Here is a 24,577-nt window from a genome sequence, read left to right as displayed (position 1 = left end):
TATGTAGTTAACTAATTTTTTCTGCATGGTACAGCTCAAAAGCTTCATTTTTTAAAATTTCTTCTTCATTTAACATATTTTCATCGTAATTTACGATTCCAGTTCCTGCTTTTAAGTCAATCTCAACGCTGATGATTCCTTCAAGTTCACTTAAAAGATTTTTAATAGTTTTTACGCACATCTGACAGCTCATTCCGCTTATCTTTAGTTTTAATTCCATTTAAATCACCATAAAATTTACTTAAAAATATTATGATTGTGCAGGTATATATCACTTCTATAGTATATCAAAAGTAAAATAGAGATTAGCATATTCGTCCGGTTAAAACGTTAAAAAAGAGTAATTATTTGATTATATTTAAAATCCAGTTTTTGAATTCGTCATTTGAATCATCGACGTTTATTTTTATGATTACTGGAGTTTCAAGTGGGTGAATTTCATTTATTATTTCTTTCAATGAATCCCACTTACTTTCAGTAGTTTTTAATATTGCGCCAATTTCAGTTTTTACCACAATGTCGCCATCTTCAAGGTAGTGTGCTTCGTGTTCTCTTAAATTTGCACAGGCTATCATTTTTTTCTCTAAAAGATAATCAATGATAGATTTCGCATTTTCAAGGTTTGGAAATGTCGTGTAAACAAGTGCTGGTTTATCCATCACTTAATCCCCCCAATTTACATTTTTACATTTTTGCAAGTTTTTTTCCAAATTCGCGGCATTTTTCAAGGTGTTTTTCATCGGGAATAAATCTACATGTTAAACATTCGTCACTTACGGTGTCAAAAGATAATATGTTGAAAGTATTTTTAATATGTTTTGTAGCACTTTCTGCCCAACCGTAAGAGCCAAAAGCGGCTGCAATTTTTTTGTTTGGTTTTAATCCTTCCATGTATTTTAAAAATTTAGCAACTTCCGGGTACAAATTAATATTAAGCGTTGGAGAACCTACAAGCACGTATTTTGCATCTAAAATTTCTTTAATTATTTTACTTACCGGAGTTTTAGATATTTTAAATACTTTAACTTCAACACCGTTTTTAATTAAACCCTCCGCAATTGAAAGCCCGATTTTTTCAGTTGAGCTGTACATGGTGTCGTATACAATAACAGCTTTATTAGTAACGTTGTTTGATGCAAATTCAAGGTATTTTTCTTTAATTTCTTGAATATTTTCTTTCCATATAATTCCGTGAGATGGGCAGATTAAATCTGTTTCAAGAGTATCAACCGTTTTAACCGCGTTTGGGATAAGGGTCCTGTATGGGAGGAGTATATTTGCAAAGTACTCTTTTGCATAATCTAATGGACAGTCAATTTCAAAATCAAACCTTTCACTTGAAGCGATGTGCTGACCAAATGCATCATTTGAAAAGAGTATTTTATCTTCAGGACAGTATGTTACCATATTGTCAGGCCAGTGAAGCATTGGGGTTTTTACAAATGTTAAATTTCTTTTTCCAATATTAACAGAATCTCCCGAATCAACGATTATATATTCCCAATCTTTGGTATTGTAGTGTAATTCAAGGTTTTCTTTTCCTTTTTCAGTAGTTATAATTTTAGCTTTTGAAATTTCCATGATTTTTTCTAAAGAACCGCTGTGGTCCATTTCAACGTGGTTTACAACGATGTAGTCTATTTTTTCAGGGTCAACTACATTTTTAATTCTCATGTAAAATTCATCAAAAAGATATTTTTTTACAGTATCTATCAAAACAATTTTTTCGTCTTTAATAAGGTACGAATTGTAACTGGAACCATCTTTAGTTTCATAGCCGTGAAATTCACGAATGTTCCAGTCGATTGCCCCCACCCAGTAGATGTCATCTTTTAAAGTAACTGCCATAAAACACACCTAAAAAAAGTTAAATAAAAGTAAATAATTAAAATTCGATAACTTTGTAGTCGCTATCAAGATATTTTTTAAGGCTGATATGCCCGTGAAGGTCATTTTCAATTTTTATTTTTCCTTTAATGCTGTCCAAAACACCAAACATGTTAGAACATGCTTCACAGGCTATAAAATCATTTTTCAATGCTTCAACATGAGTTTTTAACGGATGGTCTGCTTTTAAAAGTTCATTAAACCATTTTACAGCTTCACCTTCAAAGATAATCTTTACATCGTCTCCTTTTTCTTTCATTTCTTTTGCAAAAAGAAGTGCGTGAAATATTACCGGAACGTAGGGTTTTCCCCCTTTATCGTAAGTGAATATTAAAAAACAAGCTTTCATAAATCTCCCCCTAAAAAAATAAATGGTAAATAATTAATTCGTAATCAAAGTCTGCTTTCTTCCTGTCGTCTTCCAGCAATTTTTGGGTCGTAGCCTTCAAATCCGCATTCTGGGGTGTAGCAGCTTACATCATAAAATGTACAGACTTCCCCGCAGTTTGGACATTTTTCAGGAACTTTTCCAGCTTCACCTTCAAAGATGTATCCGCAGTTTGAACATTTCCACCATACCATGTTTTCACCTTATGCAGTTTTTTCTTTTGTATTTTCACTTTGTGGCGGAGTTCTAACTCTTTGCCCGAGTTCTCCATCAAGTACCATCATGTAATTCATGTCGCCACCAGTTAACTTCAACCTATCAAGAATGTTTCTAAATGAAGATTCTTCTTCAATTTGTTCATTTACAAACCATTGAAGCATTGAAATTGCTGCATAATCTTTTACATCATGTGCAATATCCATCAATTTATGAATTCGTCCTGTCACGTATTTTTCGTGGGTAAGTCCATTTTCAAAAACTTCTGTAATTGAATTCCATTTTGGTTCAGGTTTGTCAATTGCATTTAATTCAAGGGTTTCACCCATATCATGCAGGTATTTATAAAATTTCATAGCATGGTCAAGTTCTTCCTGAGATTGAACTATAAACCAGTTCGAAATACCCTTAAACCCATTAGAGTCTGCATAATTTGACATTGCAAGGTATAAATATGCTGAATAGAACTCTTTGTTGATCTGTTCTTCTATTTCATATCTCAATTTGCTATCCATATCACAAACCCCTCGTATACGGATTATTTAATACTGCAGCTTTTAGAAAGTTTCATTGCTAAATCTTCTGAATTTTTTATTGGAAAATCGCTATCATTTACAAATTTAACGAGTTCTCCAGCTTCTATTTCTCCACAAGGCATTGAAATTCCGCAAGGAAGTGCACTTCCAAGTTCAACTTTATTTTTTATTGGAAATACATCTTTGTCCTTAAAGTAATCTGCAAGGCTTAATTTGAAGTTTTCAATATCTTTAAGTGCTTCACTAAGTGGATGGTTTGTAGTAATCATTGAATCACCAAGTCAGGTTAATTTTTATTCAATTTTTACTTCTTTTTCGTATTCCCAAAGCCCGTGAAGGTTGCAAAACATTTTCGCAACAAGTTTAAGGGTTTTGCCTTTATGTTCTTCATTTGGAGCTTTTATTTTTAAAACAACATCAGGTTTTGAGTGTTGCGTAAACTGAACTCTTAAAAGCGGGTATTCTTCCACATTTAATTCAATAAACTGGATAAAGTGCCCGTCTTCCATAGGGTGTTCTACTCCTGCGGTATGAATTTTCACTTCATAAATTTCGTCAGGTTTAACGGTACTTTTACATTCTATCATTGGAACATGCTTTTTTTCAAAATCAGTTCCTTCTTTAAGTGTTTGAGCACTTACACAGCTCATTATATCTCCCCAGTTATAATTTGCTAACTACTTTCATAGCTTTTGTAAACGCGGGCATTCCAGAAGTTAATAATACAACTCGCAATGCATCAATGATTTCTTCTTTGGTAATTTTTAATTCAGCCATTCCGCTTCTTATTTGCTTTTCTGTTGCAGTTTCATCCCCTGTTGCTGCAACAATACCAATTGCTATTAATTTCTGAGTTTTGTAGTCTAAAACTTTTCCAGTGTATGCTGCTTTATTTAATCCAACAACTGCTTCATAAATATCTGGGTAGTCTTCTTTTACGAATTTCATTCCTTCTCCGAAAAAAATACCTTCCTTCATACAATTCCCTCCTTTTTGAAAGTGTGTAGTATTTTATTCCATATTTAATCCAAGCTTTTCAAGTAGCGGATTTGCAGGAATAAAGTGAAGGTCAAGTGCAACTTCTTTTGGCGTCATACCCATTGCCATACCAAGTAATTGGGCATAGTGAATAACTGGTAACTGATATTCCCGTCCAAAAGTTTCTTTCATTTCAATCTGACCCCTGTCAAACTGTAAATGGCAGAATGGACATACTTCGGTTACACAATCGCCCCCTGCGGCAATTATATTTTTTATTTTGGTTTCAGCCATTTCAAGTGCAACTTCAGGGTTTCTGGCCCTTACTCCACCACCTGCTCCACAACACATATTTTTGTCTTTATAGTATATTGACTTTGCCCCGATTGCTTCGACAAGTCCATCAAGTGATTTTGGAACTTCTGAACTTTCAATATGTTTTACATCGGTTGGTTTTAAGTAGTGACAGCCGTAGTGGACTGCAACATTAATGTCAAGCGGTCTTTCTACTCTTTCGGCAATTTTTTCAGGACTGTAATCGAAATAGAGTACTTCTGTCAAGTGTCGTACTTTTGATTTTCCGGTATATTCAAGACCGTGCTTTGATAGGACTTCGTTTACTCTATTTCTTGCTTTTTCATTGTCGTGTAATATGTGGTTTGCTTCAAATAGTGAGCCGTAGCATCCGTTACATATTGTTAAAATGTCTAAATCGGCCTGTTCTGCCATTACAATATTTCTTGCAGCAATTGTAAGCCATGTCATTAGATCAAAAGAACCAAATACTCCCGGTGCAGGACAGCAAGATGCCTGTTCAAATGGGTGTAGTTTTATTCCAAGTTTATCAAGTGCTTTATAGGTTGCACTCTCAATTCCAGGGTACCTGTTTGGTGCGATACATCCTAAAAAAAACATGTATTCAAAATCAGTTTCACTCATCTTATTTCACCCCTATTCTTTAGATTTTTGAACATTTAACGGTTCTAAATCCATAGTTTCCCTACAGATTCCAACTTTTTTACAGAAATTAAGGTCTTCCATAATATCCCTTACGATTTCTAAAGCTTCAGGGTATTTGTGGGTTGTTGGAGGTATTTCTGTTAATCCTATCGCTAACCTTGCTTTTTTAATTTCATCGTTAACTGGAACTGCGTGACCAGTTTTAAAAACAAGTAGGCTGGTTTTCCTGTGCGGTTCTGCGATGTATCCTTTTTCAGCAGCAATATTCCTTATAATTTTGATAATATCGGTTATTTTTACTTCCCTTGGACATTTTTCATAGCATTCATAGCATGTTGTACACATCCAGAGGTCATCACCTGATAATATACTGTCTATTCCTGCAAGAGCACTTCTTATTAATTTTCTCGTTCTAAGTGCGGTTATTCTACCACTTGGACATGCACCAGTACAGGTTCCGCACTGGTAGCATTTTTGAAAAGAAGATGCATTATCCCCAAATATCCATTCTCCAGATTCAATGATCTGTTTTGGAAAATCTGGATTAAATTCGCTAGATTTTAAAACCATTTAACTTCACCTCCCCGGTATAATTTAATTTTTGTTTTAAAACTTGATATATATTTGCACATTTGAGTCGGCTATTATACAGGAGGCTAATACCTAAAACAAATAATGATTAATAATATAAATGCAGAGGAATATTTACTAATTATCATAATTGATAATGATATTTTCAAATTTTAATTTTATCAAAATTTTAGGATTCATTTAACTATTTTGGAAGGGAAAAATCATGTACGAAGGAGAAATTGCAATCGGGCCAGTACACTCTACAATGCTTGAACCCCACAGATTGAGATTATTTATTGAAGATGAGATAGTAAATGATGCAGAACTTACTATTGGTGTAAATCACAGAGGTGTAGAACGATTAATGGAGGGATTACCTGTTGAAAAAGCATGCATCCTGTCTGAAAAAATTTGCGGAATATGTTCACACATTCACCTCTGGAGTGCGGCAAGAGTTGCTGAAATCGGATGCAACATCGAAATTCCAGAACGCGCAAACCACATAAGAGTTATTGTTGAGGAATTAGAAAGGCTTCACTCTCACACACTTCTTTTTGGACACGCTTTTGAGATATTGGGCCACGAAACAATGTCAATGAGATGTTTCATGTTAAGGGAGCCAATAATGCAGATATTTTTTGAAATATCTGGAAGCAGGGTTCACTATTCTTGTCCGATAATTGGGGGAATCAGGCCAAGATGTAACATTTCAGAAACTCAAATTCCCCACATACTTGATAAAATTTCAAAATATGAAGAAGGGCTTGCTAAATTAGTCGAGAGAACGTTAAATGACCCGATGATTATTTCAAGAGTGAAGGATATTGGAATACTTGATAGAAAAACTGCTGCAAAATTCCACGCGGTTGGACCTACTGCAAGGGGGAGCAACGTAAAATCCGATAAGAGAAAAATGGGATGGGTTCCAGAGTACGACCCATACGACTTTGATGAAATCTTGTTTGACGGTGGAGATGTCCTTGCAAGACTTGCTGTGAGATTTTACGAGTGTTTTGAGAGCATCAAAATCATAAAACAGGCTGTAAGTGCGTTAAAAGATACTACCGATAAACGGATTTACAATCCAAATTACGAATTACATGAATTTAAGCCAATAAACTGTTACACCGAAGCTCAAAGAGGGGAACAGTACTATTCATATGGGTTGGACGACGAAGGGCTTGTAAGACAGGCAAAAATCAGAACTCCAACTGCAACAAACCTTGGTGCAATGGAAGACATTGTAAAAGGTTACCATGTAAGTGATGCAGAATTGATTATTGCAAGCTGTGATCCATGTTTTACCTGTACGGACCGGTTAATGGTATTAAAGGAACCATTTAAGAAATAATATCTATTTAATAACTTTCAAATCTCTTTTTACCCATTTGGTGGTTTTATGATTGTAAAAGAAGTCATGAACGAAAATTTTTTAAAAGTTTCTCCAAGCGATATTGTAGGAGAAGTAGTTCAGTTGTTATATAAAAATAAAAAAAGTTATGCGCCAGTAATCGAAGATGAAGAGATTGTTGGATGGGTTACTGCATTAGATTTGCTTGCGGGATGTAAACATGTCAAAACAGAAGAAGCAATGCTTTTTTTAGATGAAATTAAAACGATAAATCCGAACGATGAACTATCCAACGAATTAATCTCTGAAATGATAGAAAACGAAGTTTTTGCGTATCCTGTTGTTGAAAATGATAAAATTGTTGGAACTTTGAGTTCTTTTGATATTTTGAAAAAATTGACATTAAAATAAAAATTCTTTTTTCTTTTTAATCTAAAATTCAAAATTTAAAAAAAGTAAAAAAATAAGGTTTTAATTAGATTAGAGATCTCTTGGGTCAACAATTTCTCCTTTAACAGCACATGCTGCAGCAGTAATTGGCGATGCAAGGTAAACGTCTGATTCTAATGAACCTTCTCTTCCTCTGAAGTTTCTGTTTGAAGTTGCAATTCCAACTTCTCCAGGGCCTAAAAGTCCGTATAATGCACCCATACATGCAGAACATGATGGATTTGTTACAACACAACCGTACTGGTAGAATTTTTTAATTAATCCTTCATCAATAGCTTCAAGCATTATGCTTCTTGATGCAGGGGTTACAACAAATCTAATGTCTTTTGAAATTCCGCCGTGTTTTTCAATAACGTTTAAAGCAGCTCTCAAATCTTCAAGTCTTCCGTTTGTACATGAACCGATGAATACCTGATCGATTGGAGTTCCTGCAACTTCTCTGACAGTTTTTACATTGTCAACGTTGTGAGGACATGCCATAACAGGTTCAAGGTTGCTTACATCAATTTCGAATTTTTCTTCAAATTCTGCATTTTTATCTCCAAGAATAAATTCGAATGGTTTTGCAGTGTTGTTAGCTTCCATCGCATTTTTTACATAATTAATTGTTTTATCGTCCGGAGCAATCAATCCTGCTTTTCCACCCATTTCAATAGCCATGTTTGACATGGTCATTCTTGAAGCAATGGTCATGTTGTCCACAGTACTTCCTGCAAACTGTGCAGCTTTGTATGTAGCACCGTCAGCTCCAACCATTCCAATAATGCTCAAAATTACATCTTTAGACATTACTCCTGGTTTTAATTCTCCACTGATGTTGAAGTAAAGTGTTTCGGGAACTTTAAACCATAATTCACCAGTTGCAAATGCTGCAGCCATGTCGGTGCTTCCAATACCTGTTGCAAATGCACCAAATGCACCGTATGTACAGGTGTGGCTGTCTGCTCCAACTACAACAGTTCCTGGAACTATGTGGCCTTTTTCTGGGAGAACCTGGTGGCAAACTCCTTCTCTAATGTCGTAGAAGTGTTTGATATTTTGTTCTTTTACAAAGTTTCTCATCAAAATATGATTTTCAGCAGCGTTGATGCTATCAGCAGGTATCTGGTGGTCGAATGGAATCACAATTTTTTCATTGTCCCATACTTTTGAAATACCTTCTTTTTTAAGGGTATTTACCGAAAGTGGACCAGTGATATCATGAACCATCGCGGTTTCTACTTTAGCCATAACGATGTCTCCAGGTGAAACCTGAGTATTTCCTGAAGCTTTTGCCAAAATTTTTTCAGCTAGGGTCATTGCCATGTTTATACCTCCATATAGCACCATATGACAAATAAGAAGTAATTACTTGGAAAGTATTATATATCAGAACTATTTATTTATTTCTACGAATTAGAATTAGCAGTTGTTTTTTTATTATGCGAGGTGCGAATATGATGGATACACAAAGACCATTAGACGCTTTAGGTAAATCAATCAATACAAACGTAACAGTTTTCTTAAAAGATGGTAAAGTTGTTAAAGGAAGATTGAAAGCATACGATTTACACATGAACGTTGCTTTAGAAAACGCTAAAATCGAAAACGATGACGAAAAAGAATTCCCAATGTTAGTTGTAAGAGGCGACAACGTACTTTACGTTTCATTATAATTCTTTTAATTCAACAGTTAGTTTTTTATGTGATCTCGATATATGGAATAAGGTAAAGATAAACACGGTGAAGTAAATGACAAAAGGAACACCATCCCAAGGTAAACACAATAAAGGTTCAAACCATATTGTATGCAGAAGATGTGGAAGAAGAGCATTCCACGTAAGAAAAAAAGTATGTGCAGCATGTGGATTTGGTAAAAGTTCAAAAATTAAAAGATTCGCATGGCAATGGAAAAAAGTTACCGGAAAAGGAAACAGAGTAAAATAATATACCCCCTTTCTTTTTTATTACTTAAAATAAAATTCAACTAACTTTTTTGTAAACCTTATATATCAGTTCAATTTAGTTATTCTATCAATATTTTACAAACATTTTATAATTTCTATATTCAGATTAATCTTATTTTGTGATAATCATGTGTGGAATCTTTGGAATTTATTCTCATGAAAAAAGCAACATTGTCAAAAAAGTTTACTATGGTCTTTACGCGCTTCAGCACAGGGGGCAAGAGGGTGCAGGAATTGCTGTTGGAAACGGTAAAGAAATAGGCTACTACAAGGGATTGGGATTGGTTCCAGAAGTATTTTCAAACAGGGAATTACAAAATTTATACGGGCACATCGGCGTCGGTCATGTAAGGTACTCCACAACGGGTGGAAATATAAGCGACAACTGCCAGCCATTTGTTGTAAACAGCTCTTTTGGAAAAATTGCAATTGCTCACAATGGAGATATTGTAAATTCAAAAGAATTAAAACATGAACTCGAAAAAAAGGGACATATTTTTGTTTCTACAACCGATTCTGAAGTTATTGCTCAACTTTTAGTTAGGGAACTTTTAAAAACTGACGATATTATTACTGCAGTCACAAACGTGACGCAAAAATTAAACGGTGCATACTCTCTTTTAATTATCTATGACGATACATTGATTGCATTAAGGGATCCAAACGGATTTAAGCCATTGTGTATCGGAAAAGATGACGGGGCATACTATTTCAGTTCTGAAAGCTGTGCTCTTGACCTTGTTGATGTTGAATTTGAACGGGACGTTGCCCCCGGAGAAATGGTTGTTGTAGATAAAAATGGTGTTAACACCTACAAATTACCAAATGCAAAAGAAAAAGCATCTACATGCATGTTTGAATATGTTTATTTTGCAAGACCTGATTCGGTAATCGATGGAATAAGCGTTTATGCAGTAAGGAGAAACATCGGAAAGATTTTAGCAAGGGAAAATCCAAAAGATGTGGATATAGTCTCTCCAGTTCCCGATTCTGGAATTATCTTCTCACAAGGATACACCGAAGAAGCAGATATTCCCTATTACGAAGCGTTAATCAAAAACAGGTACATTGGAAGAACATTCATCCTCCCGACACAGGAAGAAAGAGACCTTGCAGTGAGATTGAAGTTAAACCCTGTAAAACACCTTTTAAAAGATAAAAAAGTTATTTTAATTGATGACAGTATCGTTAGGGGAACTACATCTGGAAAAATCATGAAAATGGTTAAAAAAGCAGGTGCAAAAGAGGTTCACTTGAGAATCGGGTCGCCAAGAATTGTTTCACCATGTTTTTATGGAATAGACATGGCTACAACAAAAGAATTAATTGCAAATTCAAAAACTGACGAAGAAATAGCTGAAATGATAGGTGCAGATTCTGTTGCATACTTAAGTATTGAAGGATTGGTCGAAGCAATTGGAAGAGATGATCTTTGTTTAGCATGTTTAAACGAAGAATACCCAACAGACGTTTCCTGCAAATTCAGTTGCGGAAATTGCAAAAAATAAATTTTTTTAGTTTTTCTGTTTTTTTAAATATTTTAACAATTCAAAAAAAAGAGTAATTATTTCTTAAATTTTGAAAAAATGCTTCTTTTTAATTTTTCAAAGAAACTTTCATTATAAATTTCTTCAATTTTTCCAATATCAACGTATGCTCCAGTAACTTTTAGTGCAAGTTCGGTGTATGCTTTTGAAGCAGGGCTTCTTGGACTGTATTCAATTATATCCATTTTTTTAAGGGTTGAATTTCTGATATTTTCGTCTTCAGGGATTAATCCGACAATTTTTTCTTCTAAAATCATTTCAATTTCATCTGGTCCCATTTCACCGAAATCTTTTCCAGTTCTATTTAAAACAATTCCCATTACATTAGTTCCTGCCATTTCACTGCTTTCTTTAATTTTCATCGCATCAGCAATAGAAAAAAGTTCCGGAGTTACTACAAGAAGGATTTTATCTGCAATTGCGAGGTGAATTGCCATGTCCTTGTTTAAACCTGCTGGAGCATCGATAATTACGTAATCGTATTCATCAGCAATTTCATTTATTACATCAGGGAATAAATCGAGGTCTGATTTTTTGTAACCTGCAATAGAGAGGCTTGCAGGAAGTACAAAAGTTCCAGTCCTGTGTTCATAAATTGCATCTCTTACAGAGCACTCTTCCGCGAGAACTTCATGAAGGGAGGGTCTTTTTTTTTCAAAATCAAATATCAGCCCTAAATTGGCCATTGAAATATCGCCATCAATTACAATAGTTTTTTTGCCAAGTTTGGACAGTGCAACCGCCAAATTTGCAGACGTGGTCGTTTTTCCAACGCCACCTTTTCCAGAAGCTACCGTAATAATCATGAAATCACCAAATAAAACAAAATCGTGTAACTAACTACTTATTATTTAATTTAAAGTATTTGTATTTAGTTATTTGTAACAGAAAAAAGTATTTAATTAAAAAATTACTATTCAAAGATAGAAACTCAAACTAATCAGGTTATATAAAAATGGAAGAATTAATTCTTGGAGTAGTTCAGGGGCTTACCGAATTTTTACCGATTTCAAGTTCCGGACACCTCGCAATATTTACTGCAATTTTTAATGTTACGCCGGATGTTGGGTATTTTGCATTTTTACACCTTGCAACGTTTTTAGCAGTCTTAATTTTTGTAAAATCTGAAGTTTTTGAAATAGTAAATGGAATTTCAAAAAAAGATATGGAATATATAAACATTGCTTCAAAACTTGTTTTATCAACAATTCCTGCAGTTATCGTTGGATTATATTTTGGAGATTTTATCGAATCAGTTTTTTCATCAACGTTATTGATAGGAGTTTTTTTGTCAATCACAGGAATATTAATGCTTCTTTCAGATAAACTGAATAAAAATTTAAAAACAATTAAATCTATTCCTTATCTTGATGCACTGATTATCGGAGTATTTCAGGCGTTTTCAGTACTTCCTGGAATTTCAAGAAGTGGAACAACCCTTTTTGCAGCACTTTTTTTAGGGATGAAAAAAGAAGATGCTGTAAAGTATTCATTTTTGATGAGCCTTCCAGTAACATTTGGTGCAGGAATACTTGAACTTCAAAAGATAACTTTTTCAACAGAACAGCTACTTGGATTTGTTATTTCATTTTTAACGGGACTTTTGGGGTTATATCTTGTTAAAAAAATGGTAATTGGCGGAAAACTTAAAATTTTCGGGTATTACTGCTTTTTAGCTTCATTTTTTGTATTAATGTTTTTGTAGTAAATTGATAATAATTGAGGGATATTTTGAAAAATAGATTGATATTATTCGGCATTATGATTTCAATAATTTTTGCAGGATGTGTTGACCAAGACCCTGAAAAATATTATTCTGAAGGACTTTTACAGTACGATGCTGGAAATTACACTGAATCGATAGATTTATTTGATAATGCAATCCAGTTAAATCCTGAAGAATCGAAATACTGGCTCATGAAAGGAAAAGCACTCTACAATTTAGAAAGATACGAAGAAGCGGTTGACTGCTACAACTACGTTATAAATGTAAATGAAGATGAATATAACAAAGATATATGGGCCGCAAAAGCAGAAGCTTTAAGGCATATCGATGGAAAAGAAGTCGAAGCAGAAATTTGTGACGCAAGAGCGAAATAGAAAAATATAATATAGACTAAATAAAAATCAAAAATTAAAGGAATTTTTCAATTTTTGAAAGATCGGGGAATTTGAAAACTTCTTCTCCAATAACTATTGGAAAAATATCTTCTTTTTTAACTTTTTTCAAATATGGCGACATGAAGTTGCTTTCAAGTTCGTTTATTTTGACACCTGATGCAATGTTTGAAAATGCAGGTGCTACAAGTATCTCAAAATCATTCTGAACGATTTCAAGGTAGCTTGGAAATCTCTGCTTATTTATTTCTAAAACAGGATGTTCATGACCCATTATTAAGAGATTAAATTCAGAATCAACGTCAAATGTTTTATCCCCGTGAACCATTAAAATTTTATCTTCAAGCAAATAACTTAAAATTTTAAAATCCGTATTTTCTTTAAGTATATATTCGAGCATTATGTCATGATTTCCACGAATTACGATTACGTCATGGTTTTTTAAAAGAGAATTTAATTCTTTAACTGTTTCGTAAACTTTGTATGGAACTTTTTGAAAGTGGTGAAGAAAATCCCCCAAGAAAACTAATTTTTCAGGTTTGAATTCAACTATTAATTTTTTAATTCTTTCAAGAAGTTCTTTTTTTTCGTTCAATGGAAATAAAACACCGGTTCGTCGAATAAATTCTTCCAGTCCAACGTGGACATCTGCAAGTATTAAAGTTTTATTTTTCTCTAAAAATACTGTATTATCTTTAAAATAGATTTCATGCCCGTTTATTTTCATATTTAATCCTCAAGCGAAATTCCCTTTTCGTATTCAATCATTTTAATAACCATCTGGTGGAACTCTTTTAAAAGCTGGTTTTTATTTTCCGCAAGAACTGAATCACTTGCAGTAAGTGTTGCGATTCCAAAGCTCATGGGGGTAGGAATTGGAACCTCGATTACATTAATTTTTAATTTTCCACTTCTAATTTCACCCAAAACTTCACGAATATTGTCAAGTTCAAGAGAATCTTCAATTATTTCACGTAAAGTTTCTTCAAGTGGCGCAAATCTGTCAAGACTTTTTGCGTAATTTATCAAAAGGTCTGCACTTACTTGCTGTTTTTTTGCAGATTTTTTATGTCCAATGTAATTTCTCAAAATCATGAGGCTTCTTGTCGCATTTATTCTAAACATTCTTTTCAAGAGGTTTGTTCCATCAAGGGCCTGTTTTAATATGTCTTTTATATTTTCAGGAGTTAGTGACCTAATTACACTTTCAATATCTACTTTTTGATTTTTCGCAAATTCAAGTGAAAACCCTGTATCTGAAATACTTACCAAAACTCCAAGTTTATACTGTTTACTTAAGGCATATGCAACAGCTCTGCTGAATCCATCATTAAATTTCCTTCCGTAATTGCTGTGGAAATAGTAATGCATTTTTTTGTCGAAAACATGGCCTTCTACAACCATTTTATTTAATGTGCTGACACTGTCGTTTCCTTTGTACAAAATCTGCTCGTTAAAAAGTCCGTAAAGACTTTTTGTAGCATTCGAATCAAGCGGGTATTCACTCAAGAGGTCAAGAAGCCTACCTGCATTATATTTTGAAACAGCTTCCTTTTTAAAAAGAAGTATGTTTCTTCCAAGGTCGTAGCTTAAAGGCAGTCTTTCAGAGTACCAGCTTGGAATATTTGGTCTTTCGCTTGTTTTATCAACATAAACTTTACTTCCACGTCTGTACTGGAATTTAAGATGTTCTCCACCAAGTGTAAAGACATCGCCTTTTTCAAGCCTATCCAAATACTGTTCGTCGAGTTTTCCAATCCAAACCGTAGTTCCCCTTAAATAAACATCACAGCTGAAATCGTCAGGGATTGTCCCTATGTTCATATAATAAATTGCTCTTGCAGTTTTTCCGGTTTTTCCAATCATTTGGGTGTCTGGATCGTACCATATTTTAGAATATATTCTTTTTTCATCCATTCCCGCGTATGATGCAGTCATGTAATTTATAAGAATTTTAAAGTCTTCATCTGTAATATCGTGGTAATTGTAGCTTCTTCTAACGATATTTTTTACTCTTTCAAGTTCGATGTATCCGTTTATTGCAATCCCGTAAATATGCTGTATCAAAACATCAAGTGGGCCTTTTGGAATATGCACTTTATCGATAAATCCATCCATTGCTTTTTTCAGCATAACAGCGCACTCCAAAAGTTCATCTCTATCAAGTGCGATTATTCTACCCTTTGCAACTTTTCCAATTCCATGACCTGCCCGACCAATTCTTTGAAGCATTGTTTTAACACTTTTTGGGCTTCCAATCTGTACAACAAGGTCGATATATGGCATATCAATTCCAAGTTCAAGGCTGCTGCTGGTTGTTGCAAATTTTAGGTTTCCGGTTTTTAATTTTTCTTCGAGTTCGAGCCGTTTTTCTTTTGATAAACTCCCATGATGGCACCCACTATTCGTTTCATCGTATTTTCCAGGATAACGTTTTCTAAGATTGTATAATACTCTTTCAGCGCCACCTCGCGTATTTGTAAATATCAGAGTATTTTCATGGGTCTGAATTAATCTATCGAGCTTTTCATAGAGTTTTTCAGAAATTTCTTTTGGAGTTTTATTGATTAAATCATCAACGGGGCACAGTAATTTTAAATCGTATCCCCTAACAAACCTTGTATCGACTATTTCAACGGGCCGGTTGTATCCATCGTCATAATATCCTCCAAGGTAATCTGCAACCATTTCCAAAGGTTCAACAGTTGCACTGCACCCGATTCTTAAAAATTCCTGGTTTGTAAGTTCCCGAAGTCTTTCAAGACTTATGCTTAGGTGTACTCCTCTTTTGTTATCTGCAAGCGCGTGGATTTCATCGATAATTACCCATCGAACAGTTTTTAATTTTTCTTTAAATTTTGGGGAATTTAATATGATTGCAAGAGTTTCCGGGGTCGTATTTAAAATATGCGGGGTATTTTTAAGCATTTTTGATTTTTCATAGTTTGATGTATCGCCGTGTCTTATTGCATGCCGAATTCCGGTAATTTCATTTCCATCTTCTTTTAAAATTTCCTTAATTTCTGTTATCGGTTCATCTAAATTTACGTGAATGTCGTTTGCAAGGCTTTTTAACGGGCTGATATAGAGGCAATAGACGCTGTTTTTTAGCCCTTCTTCTTTTTCAATTTTAAAAAGTTCATTTATAATTGCAATAAAACTGCTAAGGGTTTTTCCACTTCCCGTTGGGCTACAAATTAGGGTATTTCTTCCAAAATGAATTTTTGGGATTGCAAGTCTTTGTGGGGGTGTAAAATATCCATTATTAATTGATTTATAGGCTTCAAATTTATTTATCCACCACTTTTTGACAGCAGGTTCAAATAAATCTAATATTTCGCCATCATTTTTTAATCCAAATGGATATTCTGGATTTTTTAAGTTTTCTGAAATTGATGATTGGATAATATCACCGTAAAAAATATGGTGTGTAAATTTCTCTGGTTTTTGTAAATTTTAAATTTTTAGTTTTTAAACGTAGTGTTTAAAATCAACTTGAAAATAAGTATTGGCAAAAATGTTTTGAAACATTGCTATATGTATCTTTGTTTTTAAAAAAGTAATTTGGTATCAGTGAAACTTTTCTATTAGTTTGTGAACCTGTTTATCAATGACATATTTTTTTAGGTTGACCTGAATTGCACCAACTGGACACGCTGCAACACATATTTTACAGTTATGACAGTCTGAAACATCAAATACTTCGTATTTTCCATCTTTGTCTTTTCTATATATTCTCGGACCTTTTGGACACTTATTGTAGCATTTACCACAGCCCGTGCATTTTTCTTTGTCGAGGATAATTTCTACGGTCATAACTCTCACGTTTAATGTTCTATGTTTTAACAGATTTAGTTCTAATTATTAATGGCTTTGAAATATATTTAACACTATCCTTACTAAAATCGTCAAAATATCCAAAAATAGTCCAGAAAACGTCCAAACATTTTATAAAAAATTACATATTAAAATTAACATGAAAAATTTAAAAATAATTATTTTAGGTATTTTTTAATTATCTCGTTCATGTTTTCAGCGGATTTTAAGATATTTTCTGCACTAACAATTGCAGATACAACTGCAACCCCTGATACTCCGCATTCTAATACATTTTCGACGTTTGAATGGTTAATGCCACCAATTGCAACAATTGGGAGTTTGGCAATTTTTGAAATATCTTTTAACCCATCAAGTCCGAGATTTCTCGCATCAAGTTTCGTGTTTGTTGAATAAACCGCACCAACTCCCAAATAATCAGCACCTTCAGATTCTGCGGTTTTCATTTCATCAATGTTGTATGCTGATGCCCCAATTATTAAATTAGGTGCAAGTTCTTTAATTTTTGAAACAGGCATATCATCAATTCCAACGTGAATTCCGTCAGCATTTATGGCTTGTGCTACATCGAGCCTATCGTTTACAAAAAACAAAGCATCGTATTCAGACGTTAATTTTCTAAGTTTATTTCCAACTTCAATCATTTTACGAGTACTTGACGTTTTCATTCGAAGTTGAATGGATGAAGCGCCTCCTTTTAGGGCTTCTTCAACAGATATAACTTCGTCTGAATAATTACTGTCCGTTATTACGTAAAATTTTAATTTATCCTTAAATTTCAAATTTATTCACCTTAGCTTTTTCTAAAACTAATTTTTCATCGATTCTGTATAACCAGTCGTATACTTTTGCCTGAAATGTTCCCGGATATGGTGCTTCACCAAATGCCATTTCAGCAGAAATTCCGTAAACAGTAAGCCCACTTACGGCAGCTTTTAATGGTTCATCAACTGCGGAAAATGCACCAATAATTGATGTACTTGCACATCCTGTTCCTGTAACTTTTGAAAGCATTGGATGCCCATTTGAAATCGCGTAAATTTCTTTTCCATTACTTACGTAATCGATTGGGCCAGTTACTGCTGAAACTGTGTTGAATTCTTTTGCAGCATTTTTGGAAAGTTCGATAGCTTCGTTGCTGTCATATGCAGCACTATCTACCCCTCTTGTTTTTCCGTGTTCCCCTAAAACTGCAGCAATTTCACCAAAATTTCCTCTTAAAACTGAAATATCTGCAATGTCGAGTATTTTTAAAGCTGTTTTTGTTCTTAATTTGGTAGCGCCTGCACCTACTGGATCGAGTATTATTGGTTTTTTAAGGTCAGTTGCAATTTTTGCAGCTTTTTCCATTGAAGGAATCCAGTATTCGTCAAGAGTTCCGATATTTAATACTAAAGAGCTTGCAATCGAAACCATTTCTTCTAATTCATTCATTGCATGAGCCATTACTGGAGAAGCACCAAGTGCTAAAAGCGAATTTGCAGTAGAGTTCATTACAACGTAATTTGTAATGTTTTGAACGAGTGGATTAGTTTCCCTTAATTTTGTAAGATTTTTTGCTACAAAGTCCATTTTTTCACCGATTTCTCCAAATTATCATTTAATAAAAACATATCAGTATTTAAAAACATGCCGGTAAAAAAGTTTCCGAAAAAATTCTAAGTTTGTCAAATATCTATCTTAATAATAATGTATAACGTATATATATTGATGATATCAATATAAAAAAACATGAAATAAGGATGATAATACTGTTTTTATGGAATGTTAAATGGTGAAAACAATGGATGAAAAAGATATGAAAATACTTGATTTTTTGATAACGGATGGAAGAAAGCCGTTTACTGAAATTGCAAAGGAATTAAAGACAAGTGAAAGTTCAGTTAGAAAAAGAGTTAAAAAAATGGAAGAAGAAGGGGTTATAAAAGGATATTCAGTAATGGTTGACACTCCAAAAATGGGTTACAATGTTGTTGCCCAGACCGGATTTGATACAAACCCTGAAGACTTTTTAGCGGTTGCACAGGAGCTCTGTAAATTTGAGGAAGTAAAAAAAGTATTTACTTCGACTGGGGACCACATGATAATGACTGAAATCTGGGCAAAAGATGGAAAAGAACTTTCAGAAATTATATTTAATAAAATTGGGAAAATTAAAGGGATTAAAAAGGTATGTCCTGCAATTATTTTAGAACAGTTAAAATAAACAAATTTTGATCAACCTTTTTTAAAAGGTTGAAAGACTGTCCTGCAATTATTTTAGAACAGTTAAAATAATTTTATTTTAAATTATTTTTTATGTACCGTTTTTAAAAAAATATAAAAAGAGTTTTGATCAACCTTTTTTAAAAGGTTGAAAGACTGTCCTGCAATTATTTTAGAACAGTTAAAATAATTTTATTTTAAATTATTTTTTATGTACCGTTTTTAAAAAAATATAAAAAGAGTTTTGATCAACCTTTTTTAAAAGGTTGAAAGACTGTCCTGCAATTATTTTAGAACAGTTAAAATAATTTTATTTTAAATTATTTTTTATGTACCGTTTTTAAAAAAATATAAAAAGAGTTTTGATCAACCTTCACTCGTAAATTTTCAATTTTACAGTGCCGACAAATCTTTGATTTGTATGGTTTTAAAAGGTTGAAAAGAATTATTTAAAGTATCTGTCTAAAATTCCTTTTAACATTTTAGCGTGTCTTGCTTCATCTCTTGAGCTTTCTTCAAAGAAATCGTGAATGTGTTCGAGACCTTCTTTTTCAGCTTTGTCAGCAGCGGCCTTTTTTTCGTTGTTGGCCATTGTTTCGCCTTCATACATCATTTCAAGGTTTTCTTTTAATGTAGCTTTGATTACACCGTTCATTTCAACGAATTTTGAAGCATGTTCTGCTTCTTCAAATGCAATTGATTTTAAAACTTCTGCAATTTCTGGGAGTCCTTCTCTTTGTGCTTGTCTTGCCATTGCAAGGTACATTCCAACTTCAGCACATTCTCCTTTAACGTTTCCACCAACTTCTTTTTCAAGTGCAGTACCTTTTGAAATTCCGATTTTGTGTTCGTTTATAAGCTCCATAATTCTCACCACGCGAATTATTAATTTGAAATTTACTTTTGTTTTTAATTTCAAAATTTATTTTAGGTTTATCCACTATAAAAAGTGTATTTTAAGAGTGTATTTTATGTTATAATATATTTAAAATATATTAATTTAATTAGATATATTTATTAATTTTTTTTATTTTGAAGTTATATTTTAAATTAGTTAATTTTTGCACCGAGTCTTTTTCCCGCGTTGTAGCATTTTTCAAGTTCTTCTTCATCTGGAATGTAGTATACTTCGTAAGAATCATCGAGAACTTCAAATCCACATTTTTTTAATTCGTCACCAATGATTTTTGGGGACCCACCTTTTCCGCCCATAGAACCAAATGTAATCGCTAATTTCTTAAATCCGGTTCTATCAAATCTAAGTCCTTTTAAGTAGTACATTATATCCCCAATACTTGGGAATGGCTGGTCGTTAATCGTTGGAATTCCAAATAAAACTGCTTTACTGTCAAGAATATCTTTTACAATTTCACTTCTTTCATCAGTATGGAGGTTGTAAATTACAACTTCAATTCCTTCCGATAAAAGTCCTTCTGCAAATGCATGGGCCATTTTTTGAGTTGAATAGTGCATAGTGTCGTATACAATTGTAGCTTTGTTTTTGCACTGTCCTGTTGCAAAATTCTGGTACGCTGAGATTACTTTCATCGGGTCAGTCCATATCTGACCGTGTGACGGTGCAATCATTTTTATTTTTTCAAGTAATCCTAACGAAATTACTTCTTCAAACTTCTTTAAGACGAGTTTTGAGAGGGGGGTGATTAAATTTGCGTAGAACTTCTGGTTTGCATCCATGAGGATATTTTCAGGAATTTCGTTGTCAAATCTTTTAGTAAGACACAAGTGCTGGCCGAATGCATCGTTTGAGAATAATATTCCAGCTTCCCCGTAGAGTGTAAACATACTGTCAGGCCAGTGTAAAAGTGGAGCTTCTAAGAAAGTAAGAGTTTTTCCACCCAAATCAACACTTTCAAGCGATTTTACAACTTTAAAGGGTGCATCTTTAAGTCCGGCATAGTGTTTTTTCAAACCTTCAACTGCAACTTCGGTACAGTAGATTGGGGCGCTTGGAAACTTCTTGGTAATTTCAACAAGTGCTCCACTGTGGTCTTTTTCAACGTGGTTTTGAACAATTACGTCTATTTTAAATTCTCTTCCTTCTTTTTCAAAAGCATCTTTAATTCTTCCCCACATCTGGGCTGAAGTTCCAGGATACACGTTATCAATTACCGCAACCTTTTCATCCCCAAATACAAGGTAAGCGTTATATGTAGTTCCTTTTAGGGTATAGCCGTGGTATGACCTTATATCCCAGTCATAAGTTCCAACCCAGTAGACTCCTTCGCTAATTTTCACTGCATCTGCTTTCATATCGTTCACCTGCTATTAATTCATGAATATACCTATAACGGGGCTTAAATATTAGGTTAACCTTACGAAATCCGCGTTAATTTTGTAAAAAATGACGATATTCGAAACAGTTTTTTTAAGATTATAAAATGTTTAAATTTTAAAAATAACGTTTAAAAAAAGTTATTTTATTAAAAAAATAAATTAAATAGATTTTAGACTTTTTCCAAGTTTATTACCAAGAGAATAGCATTTTTCAAGTTCTTCTTCGTCTGGAATGTAATATACTTCGTATTCATCCACAACGTTAAATCCAAAACTGTTAAGGTCACCGGCAATTTTTTCAATTGCACCGCCCCTTCCGCCCATAGAACCAAATGTAATCGCTAATTTCTTAAATCCGGTTCTATCAAATCTAAGTCCTTTTAAGTAGTACATTATATCCCCAATACTTGGGAATGGCTGGTCGTTAATCGTTGGAATTCCAAATAAAACTGCTTTACTGTCAAGAATATCTTTTACAATTTCACTTCTTTCATCAGTATGGAGGTTGTAAATTACAACTTCAATTCCTTCCGATAAAAGTCCTTCTGCAAATGCATGGGCCATTTTTTGAGTTGAATAGTGCATAGTGTCGTATACAATTGTAGCTTTGTTTTTGCACTGTCCTGTTGCAAAATTCTGGTACGCTGAGATTACTTTCATCGGGTCAGTCCATATCTGACCGTGTGACGGTGCAATCATTTTTATTTTTTCAAGTAATCCTAACGAAATTACTTCTTCAAACTTCTTTAAGACGAGTTTTGAGAGGGGGGTGATTAAATTTGCGTAGAACTTCTGGTTTGCATCCATGAGGATATTTTCAGGAATTTCGTTGTCAAATCTTTTAGTAAGACACAAGTGCTGGCCGAATGCATCGTTTGAGAATAATATTCCAGCTTCCCCGTAGAGTGTAAACATACTGTCAGGCCAGTGTAAAAGTGGAGCTTCTAAGAAAGTAAGAGTTTTTCCACCCAAATCAACACTTTCAAGCGATTTTACAACTTTAAAGGGTGCATCTTTAAGTCCGGCATAGTGTTTTTTCAAACCTTCAACTGCAACTTCGGTACAGTAGATTGGGGCGCTTGGAAACTTCTTGGTAATTTCAACAAGTGCTCCACTGTGGTCTTTTTCAACGTGGTTTTGAACAATTACGTCTATTTTAAATTCTCTTCCTTCTTTTTCAAAAGCATCTTTAATTCTTCCCCACATCTGGGCTGAAGTTCCAGGATACACGTTATCAATTACCGCAACCTTTTCATCCCCAAATACAAGGTAAGCGTTATATGTAGTTCCTTTTAGGGTATAGCCGTGGTATGACCTTATATCCCAGTCATAAGTTCCAACCCAGTAGACTCCTTCGCTAATTTTCACTGCATCTGCTTTCATAAAATGCCCTCCAAAACTTGGATGAGAAGGTGAGTTAATACTATTATAATTTATAAAAAGAATCTACTTATATAATTTTATATTTAGAATTATTATTCCATCAAAAGGGGTAAAAATAAGGGTTATTTTAAGTAGTTTTCAATAATTATTCCTTTTTTGTCACAGATACTTTTTAACTTTTTATAAAGTATTTCATCAATTTCAAAACCATTTTTCTTACTTTCAGCAGTTTTAGCTTCAACATCTCCAGGGATTAAAATTTCTGAAAATCCTTCAGCAGTTTTTGAATTCTTTATTTCATCGACTAAAAAGTCAGTTTTATCCAAAAATTCATCTCGTTCACCGAAAAATTCAGGGTTTATCGCGATAAAGAAGTCTCCTTTTGTACATTTTTCGTCAGCTCTGGCTGTCCCTTTCACATTTGTTCCAAGTTCTGCACCGCCGATTGCAGAAAGAATTTCAACAGCCATCGCAATTCCGTATCCTTTAATTCCCCCAAATGGTAAAATGCTACCTTCAAGTGCTTTATCAGGGTCAGTTGTAATATTTCCGTTAATATCTACCGCTGCATTTTCAGGAAGTGTTTTTCTAAGGCGTTTTGCTTCAAAGATTTTTCCCCTTGCAACAGATGCTGTTGCCATGTCCAATGAATATTTATGTTTTTTTCCAGAAAGTGCGATTGCAATCGGGTTTGTTCCAAGAATTTTATCTTTTCCACCGTATGGAGCCATTGCAGGTTCAGTATTCGTAATTGCAATTCCAATCATTCCATTTTTTGAAGCTCTTTCTGAGTAATGTCCGGTAATTCCAAAGTGATTTGAATTGTATGTTGCAACTGCACCAATTCCTACATTTTTCGCTTTTTCAATTGCGAGGTCCATTGCTATTGCAGCTGTAACGTAACCTAATGCCAAATCCCCGTTTATCGTTGCAGTTGCAGGACTTTCTCTTTCAATTTTTATTTTTGGGTCAGTTTTTATGTTTTCAGTCTCAAGGCCAATTATTGTTTGTGGAAATCGACCAATTCCGTGTGAAGTAAATCCTTTTAAATCTGCTTCGGCGTAAATTTCAGCAGTAATTTTTGCATGTTCTTCTTGAACGCCAAATGCAATTAAAATATCAGAAAGTAATTTTTTTTCTCCGTCAGGTGTAATTATATGTGCCATTTTTATTCCTCCGGTAATTAAAGCTTTAAATATCCCATGTTGTAGTACACGACACTTCCATCGGCATCAACTATTGCAATAATTAATTCTTTTCTAACAGAGTGCGCAACTCTAACAAATCCAGTAATTTCTGAAATTTCGCAAGGAATTTCTTCCGAAAAAACTTTTACAAGGTATTTCGAGTGAATCTCATCAATGTTGCTTCTTTCGTAAAGTCTAAAATCAGAACCGTATTTTAAACCGGTTCTTACAGTATATCCCCTGTTTCTGAGGTCTTTATATGCAAGATACCGAATACACAACTTTTTATCAATATTTTGCGCAATATCATGCAAATCTTCAAATGAAAGCAGTTTATTTGTTTTATCTCTCAAAGATATCCAGTTTTTCGATACGAGGTAGAGTCCTTCTACAAATGAAAGCGACAAAAAATCTTCATGAAGTTCTCCGTACCTTTTTTCGTTTAACCGAGATATCCCGTCTTTATCGTAAATTACAATTCTTTCGTCTGAAAGTTTTGCAGGTATTGTTTTTTTAGGTTTCGCCATTATATTTCCTCAAATTAAAATAAAAGTATCAAAATCAAAAACATGTATCTAATATATAATAGAGAAAACTATATATAGTTTTTAAAAATATTCAATATAATTCAAGCTTACAAGTGATTTTAAATCCATTTCTCTTAATTTGCAGAAATCGGGATATATTATGGAAATTACGATATAAAAATGCGAAGACTAT

The 24,577-nt window shown here is 33.7% G+C and carries 31 protein-coding genes; 8 read left to right on the top strand and 23 right to left on the bottom strand.

Features of this window, described 5'->3' with window-relative positions; genetic code table 11:
- Nucleotides 1–7: 7 nt before the first annotated feature.
- The 11 genes from ACS5L2_RS05520 to hdrC form a co-directional block, all read right to left on the bottom strand.
- A complete protein-coding gene (locus ACS5L2_RS05520) occupies nucleotides 8–220 on the bottom strand; it encodes a heavy-metal-associated domain-containing protein (protein ID WP_459201028.1) in 213 nt (70 codons plus the stop codon).
- 124 nt (nucleotides 221–344) lie between these two features.
- Nucleotides 345–659, bottom strand: coding sequence for a divalent cation tolerance protein CutA (gene cutA / locus ACS5L2_RS05515; protein ID WP_459202620.1), 315 nt, complete (start codon nucleotides 657–659; stop codon nucleotides 345–347).
- A 25-nt stretch (nucleotides 660–684) separates the two neighbouring features.
- Nucleotides 685–1,848 carry an FprA family A-type flavoprotein gene (locus tag ACS5L2_RS05510; RefSeq protein WP_459201027.1) on the bottom strand — a complete coding sequence of 388 codons (1,164 nt, stop codon included), beginning with the start codon at nucleotides 1,846–1,848 and terminating at the stop codon, nucleotides 685–687.
- Nucleotides 1,849–1,885: 37 nt separating this feature from the next.
- A complete protein-coding gene (locus ACS5L2_RS05505) occupies nucleotides 1,886–2,236 on the bottom strand; it encodes a DsrE family protein (RefSeq protein WP_459201026.1) in 351 nt (116 codons plus the stop codon).
- A gap of 44 nt (nucleotides 2,237–2,280) precedes the next feature.
- The gene (locus ACS5L2_RS05500; RefSeq protein ID WP_459201025.1) at nucleotides 2,281–2,469 is read right to left on the bottom strand and encodes a rubredoxin-like domain-containing protein; all 189 of its coding nucleotides are present in this window, start codon (nucleotides 2,467–2,469) and stop codon (nucleotides 2,281–2,283) included.
- A gap of 9 nt (nucleotides 2,470–2,478) precedes the next feature.
- Complete coding sequence (locus tag ACS5L2_RS05495) at nucleotides 2,479–3,006, bottom strand: ferritin (protein WP_459201024.1); 528 nt, start codon at nucleotides 3,004–3,006, stop codon at nucleotides 2,479–2,481.
- A 23-nt stretch (nucleotides 3,007–3,029) separates the two neighbouring features.
- Nucleotides 3,030–3,296 (bottom strand): MTH865 family protein, encoded by a 267-nt coding sequence (locus ACS5L2_RS05490; protein ID WP_459201023.1) that lies wholly within the window; start codon nucleotides 3,294–3,296, stop codon nucleotides 3,030–3,032.
- A gap of 24 nt (nucleotides 3,297–3,320) precedes the next feature.
- Nucleotides 3,321–3,677, bottom strand: a complete 357-nt coding sequence (locus ACS5L2_RS05485; RefSeq protein WP_459201022.1) for a class II SORL domain-containing protein — start codon at nucleotides 3,675–3,677, stop codon at nucleotides 3,321–3,323.
- Between the two features lie 13 nt (nucleotides 3,678–3,690).
- Nucleotides 3,691–4,005 (bottom strand): carboxymuconolactone decarboxylase family protein, encoded by a 315-nt coding sequence (locus tag ACS5L2_RS05480; protein ID WP_459201021.1) that lies wholly within the window; start codon nucleotides 4,003–4,005, stop codon nucleotides 3,691–3,693.
- Between the two features lie 33 nt (nucleotides 4,006–4,038).
- Nucleotides 4,039–4,944: a CoB--CoM heterodisulfide reductase subunit B gene (hdrB, locus tag ACS5L2_RS05475; RefSeq protein WP_459201020.1), complete on the bottom strand. Its 906-nt coding sequence runs from the start codon at nucleotides 4,942–4,944 to the stop codon at nucleotides 4,039–4,041.
- A 12-nt stretch (nucleotides 4,945–4,956) separates the two neighbouring features.
- Nucleotides 4,957–5,535 carry a CoB--CoM heterodisulfide reductase subunit C gene (hdrC, locus tag ACS5L2_RS05470; protein ID WP_459201019.1) on the bottom strand — a complete coding sequence of 193 codons (579 nt, stop codon included), beginning with the start codon at nucleotides 5,533–5,535 and terminating at the stop codon, nucleotides 4,957–4,959.
- Nucleotides 5,536–5,761: 226 nt separating this feature from the next.
- Between hdrC and ACS5L2_RS05465 the strand changes: the two genes are divergently transcribed.
- The gene (locus ACS5L2_RS05465) at nucleotides 5,762–6,889 is read left to right on the top strand and encodes a hydrogenase large subunit (protein ID WP_459201018.1); all 1,128 of its coding nucleotides are present in this window, start codon (nucleotides 5,762–5,764) and stop codon (nucleotides 6,887–6,889) included.
- Nucleotides 6,890–6,937: 48 nt separating this feature from the next.
- Nucleotides 6,938–7,300 carry a CBS domain-containing protein gene (locus tag ACS5L2_RS05460; RefSeq protein WP_459201017.1) on the top strand — a complete coding sequence of 121 codons (363 nt, stop codon included), beginning with the start codon at nucleotides 6,938–6,940 and terminating at the stop codon, nucleotides 7,298–7,300.
- 69 nt (nucleotides 7,301–7,369) lie between these two features.
- Here the strand turns inward: ACS5L2_RS05460 and ACS5L2_RS05455 are convergent, their stop codons facing one another.
- A complete protein-coding gene (locus ACS5L2_RS05455; RefSeq protein ID WP_459201016.1) occupies nucleotides 7,370–8,644 on the bottom strand; it encodes a 3-isopropylmalate dehydratase large subunit in 1,275 nt (424 codons plus the stop codon).
- A 131-nt stretch (nucleotides 8,645–8,775) separates the two neighbouring features.
- Between ACS5L2_RS05455 and ACS5L2_RS05450 the strand changes: the two genes are divergently transcribed.
- The 3 genes from ACS5L2_RS05450 to purF all read left to right on the top strand — a co-directional run bounded on the left by ACS5L2_RS05450 (nucleotide 8,776) and on the right by purF (nucleotide 10,793).
- Nucleotides 8,776–8,994, top strand: coding sequence for an LSm family protein (locus ACS5L2_RS05450; protein WP_459201015.1), 219 nt, complete (start codon nucleotides 8,776–8,778; stop codon nucleotides 8,992–8,994).
- A 76-nt stretch (nucleotides 8,995–9,070) separates the two neighbouring features.
- Complete coding sequence (locus ACS5L2_RS05445; RefSeq protein WP_012194254.1) at nucleotides 9,071–9,265, top strand: 50S ribosomal protein L37e; 195 nt, start codon at nucleotides 9,071–9,073, stop codon at nucleotides 9,263–9,265.
- A 148-nt stretch (nucleotides 9,266–9,413) separates the two neighbouring features.
- A complete protein-coding gene (purF, locus tag ACS5L2_RS05440; RefSeq protein WP_459201014.1) occupies nucleotides 9,414–10,793 on the top strand; it encodes an amidophosphoribosyltransferase in 1,380 nt (459 codons plus the stop codon).
- 56 nt (nucleotides 10,794–10,849) lie between these two features.
- Here the strand turns inward: purF and minD are convergent, their stop codons facing one another.
- Nucleotides 10,850–11,638, bottom strand: coding sequence for a cell division ATPase MinD (minD, locus tag ACS5L2_RS05435; protein WP_459201013.1), 789 nt, complete (start codon nucleotides 11,636–11,638; stop codon nucleotides 10,850–10,852).
- A gap of 149 nt (nucleotides 11,639–11,787) precedes the next feature.
- Between minD and ACS5L2_RS05430 the strand changes: the two genes are divergently transcribed.
- Nucleotides 11,788–12,537 carry an undecaprenyl-diphosphate phosphatase gene (locus ACS5L2_RS05430; protein ID WP_459201012.1) on the top strand — a complete coding sequence of 250 codons (750 nt, stop codon included), beginning with the start codon at nucleotides 11,788–11,790 and terminating at the stop codon, nucleotides 12,535–12,537.
- Between the two features lie 26 nt (nucleotides 12,538–12,563).
- Complete coding sequence (locus ACS5L2_RS05425) at nucleotides 12,564–12,932, top strand: tetratricopeptide repeat protein (protein WP_459201011.1); 369 nt, start codon at nucleotides 12,564–12,566, stop codon at nucleotides 12,930–12,932.
- Nucleotides 12,933–12,966: 34 nt separating this feature from the next.
- On the opposite strand, the gene ACS5L2_RS05420 is transcribed toward ACS5L2_RS05425, so the two are convergent.
- The 5 genes from ACS5L2_RS05420 to thiM all read right to left on the bottom strand — a co-directional run bounded on the left by ACS5L2_RS05420 (nucleotide 12,967) and on the right by thiM (nucleotide 18,359).
- Nucleotides 12,967–13,677, bottom strand: a complete 711-nt coding sequence (locus ACS5L2_RS05420) for a metallophosphoesterase (RefSeq protein ID WP_459201010.1) — start codon at nucleotides 13,675–13,677, stop codon at nucleotides 12,967–12,969.
- Between the two features lie 2 nt (nucleotides 13,678–13,679).
- Nucleotides 13,680–16,343 (bottom strand): ATP-dependent helicase, encoded by a 2,664-nt coding sequence (locus ACS5L2_RS05415; RefSeq protein ID WP_459202619.1) that lies wholly within the window; start codon nucleotides 16,341–16,343, stop codon nucleotides 13,680–13,682.
- Nucleotides 16,344–16,520: 177 nt separating this feature from the next.
- Nucleotides 16,521–16,766 (bottom strand): 4Fe-4S binding protein, encoded by a 246-nt coding sequence (locus ACS5L2_RS05410; protein WP_459201009.1) that lies wholly within the window; start codon nucleotides 16,764–16,766, stop codon nucleotides 16,521–16,523.
- Between the two features lie 179 nt (nucleotides 16,767–16,945).
- Nucleotides 16,946–17,569, bottom strand: a complete 624-nt coding sequence (gene thiE, locus ACS5L2_RS05405) for a thiamine phosphate synthase (RefSeq protein WP_459201008.1) — start codon at nucleotides 17,567–17,569, stop codon at nucleotides 16,946–16,948.
- Complete coding sequence (gene thiM, locus ACS5L2_RS05400) at nucleotides 17,559–18,359, bottom strand: hydroxyethylthiazole kinase (protein ID WP_459201007.1); 801 nt, start codon at nucleotides 18,357–18,359, stop codon at nucleotides 17,559–17,561. Before thiM ends, thiE begins: the two co-directional genes overlap by 11 nt.
- A 211-nt stretch (nucleotides 18,360–18,570) precedes the next feature.
- On the opposite strand from thiM, the gene ACS5L2_RS05395 reads away from it, so the two are divergent.
- Nucleotides 18,571–18,993: an AsnC family transcriptional regulator gene (locus tag ACS5L2_RS05395; protein ID WP_104838442.1), complete on the top strand. Its 423-nt coding sequence runs from the start codon at nucleotides 18,571–18,573 to the stop codon at nucleotides 18,991–18,993.
- A gap of 444 nt (nucleotides 18,994–19,437) precedes the next feature.
- Here the strand turns inward: ACS5L2_RS05395 and ACS5L2_RS05390 are convergent, their stop codons facing one another.
- The 5 genes from ACS5L2_RS05390 to endA all read right to left on the bottom strand — a co-directional run bounded on the left by ACS5L2_RS05390 (nucleotide 19,438) and on the right by endA (nucleotide 24,387).
- The gene (locus tag ACS5L2_RS05390) at nucleotides 19,438–19,857 is read right to left on the bottom strand and encodes a ferritin-like domain-containing protein (protein WP_459201006.1); all 420 of its coding nucleotides are present in this window, start codon (nucleotides 19,855–19,857) and stop codon (nucleotides 19,438–19,440) included.
- A gap of 185 nt (nucleotides 19,858–20,042) precedes the next feature.
- Nucleotides 20,043–21,263 carry an FprA family A-type flavoprotein gene (locus tag ACS5L2_RS05385; protein WP_459201005.1) on the bottom strand — a complete coding sequence of 407 codons (1,221 nt, stop codon included), beginning with the start codon at nucleotides 21,261–21,263 and terminating at the stop codon, nucleotides 20,043–20,045.
- A gap of 183 nt (nucleotides 21,264–21,446) precedes the next feature.
- Entirely contained in the window at nucleotides 21,447–22,670 is a 1,224-nt protein-coding gene (locus ACS5L2_RS05380) for an FprA family A-type flavoprotein (RefSeq protein ID WP_459201004.1), read from the bottom strand.
- Between the two features lie 122 nt (nucleotides 22,671–22,792).
- The gene (gene comC, locus ACS5L2_RS05375; RefSeq protein ID WP_459201003.1) at nucleotides 22,793–23,836 is read right to left on the bottom strand and encodes an L-sulfolactate dehydrogenase; all 1,044 of its coding nucleotides are present in this window, start codon (nucleotides 23,834–23,836) and stop codon (nucleotides 22,793–22,795) included.
- 17 nt (nucleotides 23,837–23,853) lie between these two features.
- Entirely contained in the window at nucleotides 23,854–24,387 is a 534-nt protein-coding gene (endA, locus tag ACS5L2_RS05370; RefSeq protein ID WP_459202618.1) for a tRNA-intron lyase, read from the bottom strand.
- Nucleotides 24,388–24,577: the final 190 nt, after the last annotated feature.

It is taken from the genome of Methanococcus mangrovi (genome assembly GCF_054506835.1).
This window is presented reverse-complemented; position numbering and strand designations above follow the sequence as displayed.